Source organism: Streptomyces sp. NPDC004838, assembly GCF_053600955.1.
Window position 1 is genome coordinate 343,920 of record NZ_JBSGAW010000001.1, and the last position, 15,264, is coordinate 359,183.

The window sequence follows — 15,264 nt, forward strand, 5'->3', positions numbered from 1 at the left end:
ACCTGAAGGGCAGTCACCGTGACTGACAGTTCAGACATCTCCGACAAAGTGCCCGCCGGGGTGTCGATCTCCAAGGAGACCGACGCCCCCGCGGGGCCCGGCGGGCTCCCGCCCGAATCGATCAAGGCCATCCCCGTCCGGCATGTGGGCCGCTGGATCAGCGGTGTCGTGGTCACCGTCCTGCTGGCCGGTCTGCTCTACGCGTTCTCGCAGGCCGACATCCAGTGGAAAGCGGTCGGCGACAAGCTGTTCGACGACACCGTCCTCGCGGGCGCGGGCCGCACCCTGCTGATCAGCATCCTCGCGATGGTCCTCGGCGTGGTGCTCGGCGTGCTCCTCGCCGTCATGCGGCTCTCCAAGAACCCCGTGATCAGCTGGGTCGCCTGGCTGTACATCTGGTTCTTCCGGGGCACCCCGGTCTACGTCCAGCTGCTGCTCTGGTTCAACCTGGCGCTGATCTTCCCCTATCTGAACATCCCGGGCATCTACCGGGACGAGATGACCGACGTCATGACGCCGTTCATGTGCGCCCTGCTGGGCCTCGGCCTCAACGAGGCCGCGTACATGGCGGAGATCTGCCGCGCGGGCATCCTCTCGGTGGACGAGGGCCAGAGCGAGGCGTCCCACGCCCTCGGCATGAAGCAGTCCCAGACCATGCGCCGCATCGTGCTCCCGCAGGCGCTCCGCGTGATCATCCCGCCGACGGGCAACGAGTTCATCAACATGCTCAAGACCTCGTCGCTGGTCTACGCGGTCACCTACAACGAACTGCTCCGCTCCACCTCGCAGATCGGCTCCACGTCCTATGCGGTGATGGAGATGCTCTTCGTCGCCTCGATCTGGTACATCGTGATGACCAGCGTGTTCACGGTGGGCCAGTACTACCTGGAGCGGCGGTACGCGCGCGGCTCGCAGCGCAGCCTGCCCCCCACCCCGTGGCAGCGGGTCCGCGCCAATCTCGCCGGCCTCGGCGGGCGTACTCCGGGAGGTGTCCGATGAGCGCGATGGTGAAGGCCGAGGGCGTCCACAAGTCCTTCGGCCCGGCCCACATCCTCAAGGGCATCGATCTCGAAGTGGCCCCGCGCGAGGTCTTCTGTCTGATCGGCCCCTCCGGATCCGGCAAGTCGACCTTCCTGCGGTGCATCAACCATCTGGAGAAGATCAACGCCGGACGGCTGTACGTGGACGGCGAACTCGTCGGCTACCGGCAGAAGGGCGACAAGCTGTACGAGCTGAAGGACAGCGAAGTCGCCCTGAAGCGCCGGGACATCGGCATGGTCTTCCAGCGCTTCAATCTCTTCCCCCATATGACGGCGGTCGAGAACATCATGGAGGCGCCCATTCAGGTCAAGAGCGAATCCAGGGCGGTCGCCCGCGCCCGCGCGGAACGGCTCCTGGACCGGGTGGGCCTCGCCGACAAGGCCGGGAACTACCCCGCCCAGCTCTCCGGCGGCCAGCAGCAGCGGGTCGCGATCGCCCGCGCCCTGGCGATGGAGCCGAAGCTGATGCTCTTCGACGAGCCGACCTCGGCGCTGGACCCGGAGCTGGTGGGCGATGTGCTGGACGTCATGCGCTCTCTCGCCGAGGACGGCATGACGATGATCGTCGTCACGCACGAGATGGGCTTCGCGCGCGAGGTCGGCGACGCGCTGGTGTTCATGGACGACGGCATGGTGGTCGAGTCGGGCCACCCCCGCGACGTCCTGACGAACCCTCAGCACGACCGGACGAAGTCGTTCCTGTCGAAGGTGCTGTAGTACGGGCGGCGGGCGAGAGCGGTACGGATCCCGATCCGTACCGCTCTCGCCCATTTCTCGTGGAGGCCGACGCCTTCTCGTGGAGGCCGACGCCTTCTCGTAGCGGCCGGCGCCGACGGTGTCCTCGAAGCCGACGCGCACGCCGACGCGCACATCGAGGGCCGCCATCCCGCCGTCGGCGGGGCCGAGGACCGGTGGTTCGGGGCCGAGGACGGTCCCGGCCATGTCCCGCGCTCTACCGGCCGCTCACCCGTCCCGTCCCCGCCTTCAGCACGAAACCCCCTGCTTCGTAATACCCTGAAAGCAGCGTCGGCTGTTACCCACGGTAGGTCGACTCCAGACCGTCACGGTAAGGACCACAAGTGGAGCTAGCCTTTTACTCGGACTATGCCGTGCGCCTGGTCAACACCGAGGAGCCGGCCCGCAACAAGGACTCCCTCACCTCGGTGGACGCCGTCCGTGAGCTGTTCGGCCCCTCCGGACAGGCCGCGCGCCGCGCCACCGAGGCGGATGTCACACGCTTCCGTTCGGTACGGGCGAGGCTGCGGGGCGTCTTCGCCGCGGCGGACTCCGGCGACGAGACGCACGCCGTCGACCTGCTCAACTCGCTCCTGCTGGAGTTCCCGGTCAGCCCGCAGGTCTCCGGCCACGACTTCCGCGACGAAGACGGCCGACCCAAGTGGCATATGCACCTGGCCGACCACCCCTCGAACGCGACAGCGGGATACGCGGCGATCGCCGCCATGGGGCTGGCCTTCCATCTGACGGAGTACGGGGTGGACCGGCTCGGCCTGTGCCAGGCGCCCCCCTGCCGCAACGCCTATCTGGACACCTCGACCAACCGCTCCCGCCGCTACTGCTCGGACCGCTGCGCGACCCGCGCCAATGTGGCCGCCTACCGCGCCCGCAAGCGCCTGGAGACGGAGCGGTCCCAGACCACGGGCCGCACCGCGGAGAACACCCAGGACGCGATCGCGCGCACCGAGCGCTGACCCGGTTCGAGCGGCCGGTACCGGCCGCGCACCCGGCCGAGCAGCAGCTCATGGGGCACCGTGCCGAAGACCCGGCTGTCCCCCTCGGCCCCCGGATTGTCCCCGAGCACCCACCAGCCGCCCTCGCGCCGCTCGACCAGTCGTTTGACGATGAGCAGATCCTGCTGAAGGGGATGCCGCAGCACCGCGATGTCCCCGGGCTTCAGGGCGGCCCCGTACCGCACGAGCAGCCGGTCTCCCTGTCTGAGGGTCGGGTACATGGAAGGACCGGTCACTTCCGCGATGCCGAACGGCGCTGTCGGCTCCCGCCCCTGCTCAGTCATCCGCCACACCTCCGGGTCCCACCGTACGTTCCACCACGAGTCCCATGGTGACCCCAGACTTTTGCCCTAAGCCCCAGGGGGCACTCGCGAAATCGGGTCTCTCACGGAGTAATGTCCCACCTGAGAAGACGATCACGAGGAAGGACAGCTCCATGCTCTCCCGCCTGTTTGCCCCCAAAGTGAAGGTCAGCGCCCACTGCGACCTCCCTTGCGGTGTCTACGACCCGGCCCAGGCCCGCATCGAAGCGGAATCGGTCAAGGCCGTCCAGGAGAAGTACCAGGCCAACGAGGACCCGCACTTCCGGGCCCGCGCCACTGTCATCAAGGAGCAGCGCGCGGAGCTCGCCAAGCACCACATCTCGGTGCTCTGGAGCGACTACTTCAAGCCCCCGCACTTCGAGAAGTACCCCGAGCTGCACCAGCTGGTCAACGACGCGCTGAAGGCGCTCTCCGCGGCCAAGGGCTCGACGGACCCGGCGACGGGCCAGAAGGCGCTGGACTACATCGCGCAGATTGACAAGATCTTCTGGGAGACCAAGAAGGCTTGATCTTCGATCACGCCGTTTGACCTGCGGTTTCCTTGTTCGCATGGTCTTCCGGTCCGCACCCGGTCCGCAGTCCGCCGAGCACGGCGTCCATGACGGCCCGGGTGCGGTCTTCTTCGCCCGGCCACAGGTGCACGCAGATCCGCAGCGTGATGACGGCGGACGCGTGGCCGAGGACCGACTCAACCTGCTTGACGCTCGCTCCGCCGGCGACGAGCGCGGAGGCGCAGAAGTGCCACAGGTCGTGGGTCACCATGTGCTGCAGCTCGACGGGTTTGCGCCCCTCGCGCTCGGCCGCCTCTCCCTCCTCCGCCTGGAGCGCCCTGTGGCGGGCGTGCTCCTTGCCGTCGAGGTCGCGGTAGCGGGCCCGCCGTTTGCCGTTGGGGCGCTTCTGGATGTTGGCCTAGTGGCCACTCCTCCCTCTGCTCGTGGCAGCGAGAACATCAGTCGTCAGGGGGCGTGTACGGAACTCTCAGACACACCCCGCGGGCTGTGGGCAACTGCGCGGCCCACTTCGTCACCTCGGTCAGGTGCTCGGGCTGCAGCCCGAGGTGCGGGTCGGGCTGCACGAGGAGGGTCGCCGTTCCGCGGGCGGTGCGCTCCACTGCCCACTCATGGTCGAGGCTGGTGAAGTCGTCGTCGATCCAGACCACGGGGGCATCGCCCAGCCAGGCGTCGACGTGGTCGCGCTTCCAGAGGTAGCCGTTGGGGTGGCTGGTGGTGATCTGGGGGCGCGGCAGGTCGACGTACGGCAGGGTCGGAAGGCCGAGAAGCGGAGCGATGAGGGTGGTGGCGTCCTGTCGCCAGCTGGTGCACCAGACCGGCGTGACAAGACCCGCACTGATCACGTCCATGAGCGCGAGGCCGTGGTCGGGGTTGAGCCAGACGGTGACCGGTTTGTCGGCGCTGCGGCCAGTAGGGACGAGGTCGTGGCGGGCATGGGTGGCCGGGGTCGAGCCGTGCTCGTCGGGGAAGGGTATGAGGACGCCGTCGATGTCAAGGAGCAGGTAGGGCGAGCGCATCGGTTCCTCCAAGGGAAGCCGGGGCGAATGGCTGGTCGGAGCTTGCGGGCGCGGATCAGCAGGGTGGTGGGCCAGGGGCCCTTGCGGGGGTCGTGGAACTCCTGGGCCGAGGTGAGCCAGAAGCCGGCCCGGCTGAGGTGCCTCTCCCAGCGGTCGGTGTCGAACTCCCAGCGGGCAATGGGGAGCCGGGTGCGGTCGGGGAGGGTGACGAAGTCGCGGCGGGGCCGATCGTCGCCGGAGGGGCTGTGACCCCCGCGCTGCGGGTGGGGGACGGAGAAGGCGAGCACTCGTCCGGGCGTGAGGTGTTGGGCAATGGCCGGGAGCAGGAGCTCGGGCGCGACGAGCCCGACGGCGCCGAAGACGGAGTAGACCGCGTCGAACTGCTCGTCGGTGGCGTGCAGGTAGTGCAGGGCGTGGCCGGCGACGAAGGTGAGGTTGTTCAGCCGTCCGTAGTGGGAGCGGGCGCGGCGGACCTGGAGGTCGACCAGGTCGACGCCGGTGATACGGGCGCCATGGCGGGTGGCGAGGTGGGCGGCGTTGTGGCCGGGGCCGCAGCCGAGTTCCAGGAGGGGCTTGCCGCGCAGGTCGGGGCCGAGGATCTCGGCTCCCGGCCCTTGGCCGGGCCGCGTGGTCCATTCCATCCGGGCTGGTACGGCCAGAGGTTCGGCGAGTCCGGCGGCAGTGCGCTGGACGGCGTGGGCGTGCCAGGGGGATGCCTGGGCGAGCACGTCAGATCTCCAGGAGGTGGAGGACGTCGGTGAGGTGGCGGCGGACAGCCTTGATGTAGGCGGGGTCGGTTGCCGGGTCGTTGATCCAGCGGACGGACTGCTCCATGAACCACTCGACGGCCCACATGCGGTGCCAGCCCAGGGCCCAGTTCTCGGCGGTGAGCCCGCCGCGCGGGGCGAGGGCGTCGGGGGTGCCGCCGGCGGTGACGTACTGCTCCAGGAAGACGCGCAGGCGCACGGGGTGCGGGGGATCGATGGTGCCGTGCCAGCTGGCGAGGTCGAGCAGGCCGGGGCCAGTGAAGGCGCGGGCGAAGTCGAGCAGCCGCCAGCCGCGCTCGCCGATGTGGAGGCTGGTGGGGTGGAACTCGGAGTGCACCCAGCCGAAGGGCGCCATCGTCGCTCCGGCCGAGCGGGCCTCGGCGGCCTGGGCGATCCGGTCGAGCGCGTCCTCGACGTCGTCGGCGTCCTGCCACCGGTCGGCCTTGCGCAGCCGTTCGAGATGCTCCAGCGCCCTGGCCGGCAGCGTCCGCAGCCGGTTCTGGTCGAGGACGGGCAAGGGCGGAGCCGTACGGGTGCCGTGCAGGATCACGGCCGCGGCGACGCCGTCGAGGTCGTCGGCCTCGCGGACGGACGGTCCGAGGTCCTCCATGAGCATGCCGAGCCAGCCGTCCAGGACGGCGGAGGCGTGGACCTGGGGGACGGGTACGCCGAGGGTACGGGCCAGGCGGAGGGCCTGGTCCTCGCAGTCGAACGGCTTCTTGGCGTACTTGAAGATGGCCGTGGTGCCGTCTGGGAAGGCCACGCGCTCGACGCCGGACATGGACCACACGCGTACCTCCTCCCGTACGGTGGTGATCTGGCCGGTCGCGGTGAGCAGGTTGTCGAGGAGTTCGGCGCTGGGGTTCATGGTCACGGGAGGGCTCCGGGGAGATGGTGGCGTCCGGGGCGGGCGAGAGATACCGGCCCGCCCCGGAGCCTGATCGGGTGGGTTACGCGGCGGGGTTCACGCGGTGGGCGTAGACCTGCTCGATCCAGCCCGCCTTGAACGCGGCGAGGTCGCTACGGAAGTTCGCCATCGAGGCACCGTAGGGGGCGACCACGCCACCGGACTGGTCCGGCACGGACTGGCAGCCGTGCACGAGCCGACCGCCGAGCGCGGCGTGGGCCTTGATGGACTCGATCCGGCGGTGCTCGTTGAACCACCCGCCGTGATAGACCTCGTCGAGCATCCCGCCCATCTCGTCGTTCAGGTCGAAGACGACGGAAGTGGCGGCGGGGAAGAACCAGCACGGGCCGACGTTGGAGATGTGCCCGTCCAGCTCGACCTTGTTGAGCGCCATGAGTGTGGCCGCCTCGCGGAGCATCCGCAGGTGCTCGGCGGTGATCTGCGGCAGGCCGAGGCTAGCCAGGTGCTCGTCGCGGAAGAGGTACGCGTACACCTCGTACGCGGTGGCCAGGACGCGGGCCGCGTCGGAGGTGGACTCTCCGTGCTGCTTGACGAAGTCGAGCGCGAGCTGCTCGACCGCACTCTCGGTCGTCTCGTCGACGTCCAGGAGCTGGGACTTGACCAGCTCCCAGTCGGCGACGAGCCAGGTGTTCGACTCGAAGCGGAAGAAGTACTCGGCCGGGTCGATCGTGATGCGCCGGCCGTCGACCTGGATGCCGGGCAGGCGGCTCCAGCGCGGGTCGAACGCCTCGGGCAGCTCGACCGTATTGGCCGTGGTATCGATGGTGGTCACCGTGTCTCCGTCTCTGATCGGCCGGGTCCGGGCACAGGAATGCCCGAGCCCGGTGTGGGCGTACGGAACTTCGGGGTGCCGCCCGGACCAAGGGGAAGCCTGGATCACGGTCGCGCCGTTCCGGGCGGCTGCTGATAAGTGAACCGTCGGTCACGCTCAGTGGGTACGGTGGAAGGCAGTTGAAGCGGTATACGCGGTTTACAGCTCCAAGGCGGAGGCGATCGTGGCGGCGCAGAGAGACCCCAACTCCCGTCTGCGCGACGTCATCGCGGCGGTCGACTGCACCTACGAGGCCCTCGCAAGAGACGTGCGGCGCGTGGCCGCTGAGAACGGCGAGATCCTCCAGACGAACAAATCGGCCATCTCGCACTGGGTGAACGGCACCCGTGCCCCGTCGGGCCGGGTAGGCCAGTACTTGGCCGAGGCGCTGTCCCGCCGAACGGGGCGCACGATCACGCAGACCGAGATCGGCCTCCACGTCGGCGAGGTCGACCAGCAGACGGACGTCGACCCTGTCCTCGCCGTCACAGAGCTGGGCCGGGCCGACGTCGAGCGACGCCGCTTCCTCGCCGTCGCGACCTTCACCACCGCCGGCGTCGCCATGCCGCTCGGCTACGACCACGAAGCCACCGCCCGTTTGCTCCGCGCCCGCACCGGCACGTCTCTGGTCGGCGCGGAGGACGTGGACGTCGTACGCCAGATCACTGCGGCTTTCAGCGCCGCCGACGAGCGCCTCGGCGGCGGGCACGGCCTGACCACCGTCACCGCGTACCTCGCCGATACCGCCGCTCCCATGCTGCGCGGACGCTTCCCCAGCGAAGCCTTACGCCGGGCCGCGTTCGGAGCTGTCGCCGAACTCGCCTACCTCGCAGGGTGGAAGCACCACGACCTCGGCCAGGAAGGCGCCGCCCAGCGCTACTACCAGGTCGGCTACAAGCTCGCCTGTGAAGCCGACCCCCACGGCCACGCCGCCTGGATGATGCGCGCCCTCGCCCACCAGGCCCTGAGCCTCAAGCAGCCCCACCACTGCGTCGACCTCGTCGAAGGCGCCCTACGCACAGGTCTCGGCCACGTCGACGGCCAGACCGAGGCCCTCCTCCACATCACCCACGCCCGCGCCTACGCCGCAGTGAACGAGAACCCCCAGGCCGCTCGCGCCCTGCTCGCCGCCGAGGACGCACTCCTACGGGACGATGACCCCCAGCCCAGCTACTCCCGCGTGAGCGGCCCCGCCGCCGGTACCGTGGCCAGCCACACCGCCCGCACTCTGACCGACCTCGCCGACCACATCGGCACCGAACAACAGCACCGCGACGCCCTCACCCGCTGGGACCCCGAGAAGTACAAGCGAGTCCACGCGCTCACCCACGCCGACCTCGGCGACGGCCTCGCCGCCCAGGCCCGCGCCGACGAGGCCGTCGCCGCCTGGACCCAAGCTCTGGTCCTCCATGGAGGGCATGACCTCCGACCGCACCCGCAAGGCGATCACCTCCATCCGCTCCACCCTCGCGGTCTACCAGCGCCGCCGCGTTCCCGGCGCCGCCGATCTCGCCCGCCGCGCCCGCGAGGCGCTCGCCTAACATGCCCGACAACCCGTCCGACGAAGGGAACACTGTGACCCAGCAGACCGACGACCAGCCGAAGGCCCTCAAGCCGGCGCTCGAATCCATGACCCTGCTGGTCGCCGCAGTCATCGTCCACGACAAGGCCACCAACCGCGTCGTCCTCCTCCAGCGCAGCGAGAACGCCAAGTTCGCCCAGGGCATGTGGGACCTCCCCGTCGGCAAGAGCGAACCGGGCGAGCCCATCACCGAAACCGCGGTCCGCGAGCTCTACGAGGAGACCGGCCTCACGGTGAAGCCCGAGTCCCTCAAGGTCGCGCACATCATCCACGGCGCCTGGGGCGTCGAAGCCCCCAACGGCTTCCTCACCGTCGTCTTCGCCGCCCACGAATGGACCGGCGAACCCGAAAACCGCGAACCCCGCAAGCACTCCCAGGTCCGCTGGGTCGACGCCGACGCAGTACCCGAGAATTTCGTCGACACGACTTCAAGCGCCCTTCACCGATACCTCACGGGAGGACCGGAGGTCTCCCTCGACGGCTGGCATTAGAAGCGTCAACTGCTGCGCGACCAGTCGCCAGGGCGGCCCTGCACCCATTTGACCCGCCTCCTGGTGGGGCGGCGATCCCATTCTCAGCAGAGCATGCATGAGGGGAGGACAGCAGAACCCCTCGTCGAGGACGCCGGTGCGAGCTTGGCCAAACTGACCCCGTGCCCACCCGACACAAAGCCAGTGGCAAGCAGACGCCGCCAGTCAGCGGCTGAAATTCTCCCTCCGCATGCGCTTCACAATTCGCTCCTCGGCACGATCAATCTCGACTTGGGCATCCTCAAAGGCGCGCGAACAAGCCGACCTCATTTCCTCAATCGCCCGCACGCAAAGAAGCGCCTCAATATCCGGGCCTTCCGGAGCTCCGCTAGCCGCAAGGGAGAACGTAACCTGAATCAACGATTTGAGCGCCATGATCGCCGGATCGATAAGCCCTACATTAACCTTTCCGGCGTCTCGCAGAACAAGCCCTCGGTATTCTATGAAGTTCTGGCCGAGCCCCCTGGCACCACAATGCACCTCACTGCTTGCCCATTGATAATAGGGGCGCACATGACTCAGGGAGGTTTTCTCCTCCAGCTTGCGAAGATTATCGTCCGGTGAAAATCTCTTGACCCATCCGTAATCACGCTTGAAGCTCTGCCCATATTTCGCGAGCACTTCAGCGTATCGCCTTTCGAGTTCGTCAACGTACGCCTTCTCAAGCGGCTCCTCGCCAAGAGTCGCGTGATCCATTTGGAACTGGAGAGCGTCACGCCTCAATCCAACGATTTCGTGATCAAGAAATCGTTCGGCGAGGTCATGATGGTCAGGGTCGGCGGCTGCGTCTGCAATCACGCAAGCGATGACAGCCGTCTCATGAAGCGTGCGGCATCGCGCCATGGCTCCCCTTGGATGCCCATGCGAGAGAAGGGTAAGAACCTCACCTGCTACGCGGCAAGCAGTGACATGAAGACCCGTGAGGGCTTCCAGCGTGTGCTCCTGAGCGGGCGTCAGGTTCTCCCTCTTCATGTGCGCTTCCTTCTCACCCAAGTCGGCACACACCGAATGGAGGACCCAGTAAAGATCGAAGGCTTTACCCCACTTCTTCTGAAGTCTCCGATCGAACCGACGATCTATGCGCTTATTCGCTCGGAGCGTTCGCTTGTCCTTTATCATCGCAGCAGCCAAATGAGGCGCCAGTTCGTCAATCAAATCGGGGACCGCAGTGGAAATCAGGTCGCTGACGCGCTCAGGATCCAAACCTTTTCGGATCTGGTCCAGCACAGCATCTTCGATTGCGCGCGTGAGGAAATCGCCGTCGATGTGACGAGTACGTTTGAACTTTCCGAGCATGATGGTCCCTCTGGCGTGAGTTCTGCTGTACATTAACTCGGGACGGTAGCGACTGCACGCATTTTCCGATCCTGATCAAATCGGCAGGAGCGAGGCTGCTGGCCGGCGGCTCCACTCCGCTGAAGCCGTGCCCCCCCTTGCCCGAGAGCACCGCCCCCGAGTACCCCGACTTCGAAGCCCTCTTCGACGGCGAGGTCCCAACAAACGTCAACCCCACCCCCGGCCGCCTCTCCTCGACCCTGGTCCAGCTGTTCGCGTCGGGAGCCATACGGCGTTCCTGACCGTGGCGGTCTTGGCCGCCGAAGGAAGGCAGCTGCATCCGGTGCGGTATACCGAGGAGACCAATGCATCGGACGACGTACTGAACCTCCGCCAGCCGGTGCACGAGCACCACGAGCTACCTCAACGACTCACTCCCGGTGGCTCCCACGCTCGCGCGCGGTCCCGCACCAGTCCGCACACAGTCCGCAGGACACCAGATCACGACCGTCGCACCCCATCGCCACCCAACAACAAAAGACCAGGTCAGCGACCTACAGCCGCCATCGCCGCAGGTCACCGACCCGGCCCATTACCAGGAGACCAAGAAGGCTTGATCCACATGCCCTCTACACCTGTCCGCGTGCGCGGAGTTCTCGCAGGTCATGGGCGTCTGAAAGGGGTCCGACGGTTGATACCGCCGGACCCCTTTCCGTTTGGGTGGCTCCGGGACCTCGCAGAGATCACATGCGGGCGGTACATCTGGGAGATCACGTACGGGCGGTACGTCCGGCGCGCGGCCGCTGGCACCGAGTGCGAGGCACCTGGCACTCGGCGGTAAGGACAGCCTTCCTCCGGCTCCCTACTGTCTGAGGTGTCGAACGCACACCCCATCCAAAGCGGAGGATTCATGTCAAAGCGCACCCGCGCCGCCAAGGCCGGCGTCATAGCGACGACCCTCCTGGGCACTCTGCTCCTGGCGGCTCCCGTCGCCGGCGCGACGTCCGGAACGCCGAGCGCGCCCGGCGCACCGAGCGTCGCCCTGAACTGCCCCGCCGTCACGCCCTGGGACGACTACGACTCCAACGGCACCGGCGTCACGGTCGGCGGCTCGCACCCCATCCGCCATGAGCCCACCTCCAGCTGCGCCGGCCACCGCACACTGCCCTCGGGAACGCACTTCAGCATCCACTGCTCCACCGTCAACGACGCCGGAAACCGCTGGTACCACATCGCGGTGAAGGTCAGCGGCGTCACGTACTACGGATGGATCTACTCCGGCAACGTCAGCGTCTCGAACCACAACCCCAGCACCGAGCACTGCCGCTGACGGGACGCGTCCCGAGCGCGGCGCGCGGCCGCGCCGCGGGCACGGGACGTGCCGCTCGCGAAGACCGCGGCCCACCGAGGCGCCCGCGGGCCCCCAGAGGGTGAAGCCCCGAGAAGTCGCAGGTGGGCGGTTGCCGAGGTGGCATGGTGGAGTCCCCTTCAGCGCAGAGGAGTTGGGCTCATGCGATGGACCGTTCACGGGGAACGGCAGATCTACACCAACCCCTGGGTCAACCTGTGGCTGGTGGACGTTCAGCAGCCGGACGGCCACCGTTTTGAACACCATGTCGTGCGGATACGGCATCTGGCGGTCGCCGCCGTGATCGACGACCGGCAGCGGGTGCTCATGATGTGGCGGCACCGGTTCGTGACCGACACCTGGGGCTGGGAGCTGCCCATGGGGCTGATCGAAGCGGGTGAGACGCCCGAACAGACGGCCGCCCGGGAGGTCGAGGAGGAGACCGGCTGGCGGGTGGAGGCGATGAAGCCACTGGTCTACTCACAGCCCGCCAACGGAATCACCAACTCCGAGCACCATGTCTTCCGCGCCGACGGCGCGGTCTACACCGGGCCGCCCGTCGAGGTGAACGAGACCGACCGGATCGAGTGGATCCCGCTGGCGGAGATCCGGGGAATGATCGACCGGCGGGAGATCGTCAGCGGCGGCAGCGTCGTCGGGCTGCTCTATCTGCTGCTGGACGAAGCCACCAAGGGCACTGACCAGCACGGCAGTTGACGCGGGAGCGCCGAGCACATCAGCCATGGGCCACCGGAAGCACCGGTCCATGGCTGATGCTCTTTGACTTCACGTGATGTTCAGTATCGATTCGGCAAATGATCATACCCTTACAGCGACCGCGATAAACGACTCGGGTAACTTGCACGACAGTGGTTTCATTGAGCATCAATTTTCTCTTCGTTCCCTTGGGGGGGATGTCGTGCGGGCCGGTTCAAGCGCTCGTCGTTGGTGGGGTACGGGTGCCGTCGTGGCGGCCGGCGTCGCCGGAGTCCTGGTGGTGCAGAGCGTGGCCGGCGCTCCGGGCGGCGACGGCTCCTCGGGCGACGGAAAGTCCGGGCCCGCCAAGAGCCGCGTCGAGGCCGCAGAGCTGAAGATCGGCGGCGACGGCGGCTCCGCGACGCTCGGAAAGCGGGACACCGAGCCGTTCAGCATGCTCGGCGTCACCTGGACCGATCCCTCCGCACGGGTCACCGGAACCATCGAGGTCCGGACGAGGGACTCCGAGTCCGGTGCCTGGTCCGACTGGCTGAAACTGGACGGGGACGGCGGAGTGGGCGAATCCAGCGCCTCACGAGGCGGCACCGAGCCCGCGTGGGTCGGCCCCTCCGACGGCGTGGAGGCGCGTGCCACGGCGGGCGGCGAGGTGGTCAAGCTGCCCCGCGGTCTGCGCCTGGACATGGTCGACCCGGGCACCGGGAAGGTCTCGGGGATAGAGCCCGCCGCCTTCGCGCTGCCGGCCGAGAGCGAGAGCCCGTCGCCCAGCGGCAGCGAGTCGGCCGCCACCGATGACCCCAACACGCCCACGGAGCCCTCGTCCTCCGCGAGCACGTCGTCGCAGCCGCCGTCCGAGACGCCGAGCGCCACGGCCCCGACCACCACCCCGCCCGCGGCACCGCCGCCGGCCGCCGCACCGACGGAGACCGTGCCCCCGGCCCCGCCGTCCACCGCTCCGCGGCCGCCGATCACCATGCGCTCCGGCTGGGGCGCCGACGAGACCATCAGCCCCGAAGGTCCCACGTACCTCCCCGACGAGAAGATCAAGGCCGTGACGGTGCACCACACGGCCGAGAGCAACAACTACACCTGCGCCCAGGCTCCGGCCATGGTCCGCGGCGTCTACGCGTACCACGTCAAGTCGATGGGGTGGAAAGACATCGGCTACCACTTCCTCGTCGACAAGTGCGGCACCATCTACGAGGGCCGCAAGGGCGGTGTCGACCGGCCGGTGGTGGGAGCGCACGCCTACGGCTTCAACAACGAGACCACCGGTATCGCCGTGCTCGGCACCTACACCTCCGCCGCTCCCTCCCAGTCCGCGCTGAACTCGGTCGCCCGGATCGCCGCGTGGAAGCTCGGACAGTACGGAGTCGACCCGACCGGCGACACCGTCCTCACAGCGGGCGCCGCGGGCACCAGCGCCACCCGCCCGAGTTGGAACAAGGGCGCCCAGCTGAGCTTCAAGACCATTCACGGCCACCGCGACGGCTACGCCACCGAGTGCCCCGGCGGACTGCTCTACGGCCAGCTCTCGACGATCCGCAACCTCGCGGGCGGCGCCGTCGCCGGACTCGCCGTCAAGTCCGTCTCCGGCGCGGGCCTGACCGGCTCCACGTACTACACCAAGGCCGCCGTCACCGTGAACTGGACGGCCACCACGCCGACTTCGTTCATCTCGAAGCACGAACTCCTGGTGGACGGGAAGGTCGTCGCCACGACCCCGGGCACCGCCACCTCCGCCAAGGCCACGCTGACCCCGGGTACCCACAAGGTGCAGGTCCGGTCCACGCATGTGTCGGGCAAGACCACGACGTCCCCGGCCGCCACGATCATCGCCGAGACCACCGCGCCCCGCTTCACCACCGCGCCCGGTCTGGCACTGAACACCGGCACCGTGAACGCCACGGCCGTCCCGGTGACACTGTCGTGGAAGGCCGCCGACAACGCCGCGCTGAAGGAGGTGCGGCTCACCGCCCCGCTCGCCAGGACCTACGGTCCGGCCGTCACCAGCGCCGCCCACTCCGCCAAGCCGGGCGTGGCCACGAACTGGTCGATGACCGCGTACGACCAGGCGGGCAACACCGCGGCGGCCTCGGTCAGCGGCACCCCGGTGATCCTCCAGGAGAACCAGGCGGTCAAGACCGGAAGCTGGTCGACCAAGTCCTCCAGCAGCTACCTCGGCGGCAAGTCGTACAGCAGCGCCGCCAAGAACGCCTCGCTGACCTGGACCTTCACCGGCCGCTCGGCGGCCTGGGTGGTGTCGCGCGCGTCGACCTCGGGACAGGCGAACATCTATGTGGACGGCAGGCTGGTCAAGATGGTCGACCTGAAGTCCGCCACGACGAAGTACCGTGACGCGATCTGGACCCAGAAGTGGGCCACCAGCGGCAAGCACACCGTCAAGATCGTGATCGTCGGCACGGCCAAGCGGCCCACCGTCACCACCGACGGGCTGGTCTACCTCAAGTAGCCCACGGCAACCCGCCCGGTCCGCCGGGTCCGCGCCGTGCCGTGATGTCCCGGCCCGGCCCGACCGGAAGACCCGTGCCCGGCCTCCCACACTCCGGGAGGCCGGGCACGGCGCTGTCACGCCCCGCGCCGCCGCTCCCCGCGGCCGCTCGCGCCCCGTAGCCGTACGGAACCGTCCCCCTGAGAGAGCGTCAGAGG

At 68.3% G+C, this 15,264-nt stretch carries 14 protein-coding genes and 3 pseudogenes; 10 read left to right on the plus strand and 7 right to left on the minus strand.

Annotated features, from left to right (window positions below):
* The first annotated feature begins 18 nt into the window (after positions 1-18).
* The 3 genes from ACWEFL_RS01400 (at position 19) to ACWEFL_RS01410 (ending at position 2,749) form a co-directional block, all read left to right on the plus strand.
* Positions 19-999 carry an amino acid ABC transporter permease gene (locus ACWEFL_RS01400; RefSeq protein WP_451705730.1) on the plus strand — a complete coding sequence of 327 codons (981 nt, stop codon included), beginning with the start codon at positions 19-21 and terminating at the stop codon, positions 997-999.
* Positions 996-1,757, plus strand: coding sequence for an amino acid ABC transporter ATP-binding protein (locus ACWEFL_RS01405; RefSeq protein ID WP_451705733.1), 762 nt, complete (start codon positions 996-998; stop codon positions 1,755-1,757). The genes ACWEFL_RS01400 and ACWEFL_RS01405 overlap by 4 nt, the downstream gene beginning before the upstream one ends.
* Positions 1,758-2,119: 362 nt before the next feature.
* The gene (locus tag ACWEFL_RS01410; RefSeq protein ID WP_451705736.1) at positions 2,120-2,749 is read left to right on the plus strand and encodes a CGNR zinc finger domain-containing protein; all 630 of its coding nucleotides are present in this window, start codon (positions 2,120-2,122) and stop codon (positions 2,747-2,749) included.
* On the opposite strand, the gene sodX is transcribed toward ACWEFL_RS01410, so the two are convergent.
* Positions 2,653-3,072, minus strand: a complete 420-nt coding sequence (gene sodX / locus ACWEFL_RS01415; RefSeq protein ID WP_451705738.1) for a nickel-type superoxide dismutase maturation protease — start codon at positions 3,070-3,072, stop codon at positions 2,653-2,655. The genes ACWEFL_RS01410 and sodX overlap by 97 nt on opposite strands.
* A gap of 152 nt (positions 3,073-3,224) precedes the next feature.
* On the opposite strand from sodX, the gene sodN reads away from it, so the two are divergent.
* Positions 3,225-3,620 carry a superoxide dismutase, Ni gene (gene sodN, locus ACWEFL_RS01420; protein WP_451705741.1) on the plus strand — a complete coding sequence of 132 codons (396 nt, stop codon included), beginning with the start codon at positions 3,225-3,227 and terminating at the stop codon, positions 3,618-3,620.
* A 7-nt stretch (positions 3,621-3,627) separates the two neighbouring features.
* On the opposite strand, the pseudogene ACWEFL_RS01425 reads toward sodN, so the two are convergent.
* From ACWEFL_RS01425 to ACWEFL_RS01445, 5 genes and pseudogenes are all read right to left on the minus strand, one after another.
* Positions 3,628-3,942, minus strand: a pseudogene (locus ACWEFL_RS01425) (tyrosine-type recombinase/integrase); the annotation flags it as partial.
* 118 nt (positions 3,943-4,060) lie between these two features.
* A complete protein-coding gene (locus ACWEFL_RS01430; protein ID WP_451705744.1) occupies positions 4,061-4,639 on the minus strand; it encodes an HAD domain-containing protein in 579 nt (192 codons plus the stop codon).
* A 38-nt stretch (positions 4,640-4,677) separates the two neighbouring features.
* Positions 4,678-5,367, minus strand: a pseudogene (locus ACWEFL_RS01435) (class I SAM-dependent methyltransferase); the annotation flags it as partial.
* Position 5,368: 1 nt separating this feature from the next.
* Positions 5,369-6,280 (minus strand): phosphotransferase family protein, encoded by a 912-nt coding sequence (locus tag ACWEFL_RS01440; protein ID WP_451705747.1) that lies wholly within the window; start codon positions 6,278-6,280, stop codon positions 5,369-5,371.
* 76 nt (positions 6,281-6,356) lie between these two features.
* Entirely contained in the window at positions 6,357-7,106 is a 750-nt protein-coding gene (locus ACWEFL_RS01445) for a hypothetical protein (protein ID WP_451705750.1), read from the minus strand.
* A 223-nt stretch (positions 7,107-7,329) separates the two neighbouring features.
* Between ACWEFL_RS01445 and ACWEFL_RS01450 the strand changes: the two are divergent.
* Both ACWEFL_RS01450 and ACWEFL_RS01455 read left to right on the plus strand, forming a co-directional pair.
* Positions 7,330-8,686, plus strand: a pseudogene (locus ACWEFL_RS01450) (tetratricopeptide repeat protein).
* Position 8,687: 1 nt separating this feature from the next.
* The gene (locus ACWEFL_RS01455) at positions 8,688-9,218 is read left to right on the plus strand and encodes an NUDIX domain-containing protein (RefSeq protein ID WP_451705753.1); all 531 of its coding nucleotides are present in this window, start codon (positions 8,688-8,690) and stop codon (positions 9,216-9,218) included.
* A gap of 204 nt (positions 9,219-9,422) precedes the next feature.
* On the opposite strand, the gene ACWEFL_RS01460 is transcribed toward ACWEFL_RS01455, so the two are convergent.
* Positions 9,423-10,553: a DUF5677 domain-containing protein gene (locus tag ACWEFL_RS01460; protein WP_451705756.1), complete on the minus strand. Its 1,131-nt coding sequence runs from the start codon at positions 10,551-10,553 to the stop codon at positions 9,423-9,425.
* Between the two features lie 137 nt (positions 10,554-10,690).
* Here ACWEFL_RS01460 and ACWEFL_RS01465 point away from each other — a divergent pair, with 137 nt between their 5' ends.
* From ACWEFL_RS01465 to ACWEFL_RS01480, 4 genes are all read left to right on the plus strand, one after another.
* Positions 10,691-10,834: a hypothetical protein gene (locus ACWEFL_RS01465; RefSeq protein WP_451705759.1), complete on the plus strand. Its 144-nt coding sequence runs from the start codon at positions 10,691-10,693 to the stop codon at positions 10,832-10,834.
* A 608-nt stretch (positions 10,835-11,442) separates the two neighbouring features.
* Positions 11,443-11,862, plus strand: coding sequence for a hypothetical protein (locus ACWEFL_RS01470; protein ID WP_451705761.1), 420 nt, complete (start codon positions 11,443-11,445; stop codon positions 11,860-11,862).
* 180 nt (positions 11,863-12,042) lie between these two features.
* Positions 12,043-12,597, plus strand: a complete 555-nt coding sequence (locus ACWEFL_RS01475; protein ID WP_451705763.1) for an NUDIX hydrolase — start codon at positions 12,043-12,045, stop codon at positions 12,595-12,597.
* Between the two features lie 433 nt (positions 12,598-13,030).
* Entirely contained in the window at positions 13,031-15,067 is a 2,037-nt protein-coding gene (locus tag ACWEFL_RS01480) for a peptidoglycan recognition protein family protein (protein ID WP_451706165.1), read from the plus strand.
* The last annotated feature ends 197 nt before the right edge of the window (positions 15,068-15,264 follow it).

Coding starts and splice junctions, on each gene's coding strand:
- ACWEFL_RS01405 (WP_451705733.1), top strand. CDS start 996: ATGAGCGCGATGGTGAAGGCCGAGGGCGTCCACAAGTCCTTCGGCCCG.
- sodX (WP_451705738.1), bottom strand. CDS start 3,072: ATGACTGAGCAGGGGCGGGAGCCGACAGCGCCGTTCGGCATCGCGGAA.
- sodN (WP_451705741.1), top strand. CDS start 3,225: ATGCTCTCCCGCCTGTTTGCCCCCAAAGTGAAGGTCAGCGCCCACTGC.
- ACWEFL_RS01430 (WP_451705744.1), bottom strand. CDS start 4,639: ATGCGCTCGCCCTACCTGCTCCTTGACATCGACGGCGTCCTCATACCC.
- ACWEFL_RS01455 (WP_451705753.1), top strand. CDS start 8,688: ATGCCCGACAACCCGTCCGACGAAGGGAACACTGTGACCCAGCAGACC.
- ACWEFL_RS01460 (WP_451705756.1), bottom strand. CDS start 10,553: ATGCTCGGAAAGTTCAAACGTACTCGTCACATCGACGGCGATTTCCTC.
- ACWEFL_RS01470 (WP_451705761.1), top strand. CDS start 11,443: ATGTCAAAGCGCACCCGCGCCGCCAAGGCCGGCGTCATAGCGACGACC.
- ACWEFL_RS01475 (WP_451705763.1), top strand. CDS start 12,043: ATGCGATGGACCGTTCACGGGGAACGGCAGATCTACACCAACCCCTGG.
- ACWEFL_RS01480 (WP_451706165.1), top strand. CDS start 13,031: ATGCTCGGCGTCACCTGGACCGATCCCTCCGCACGGGTCACCGGAACC.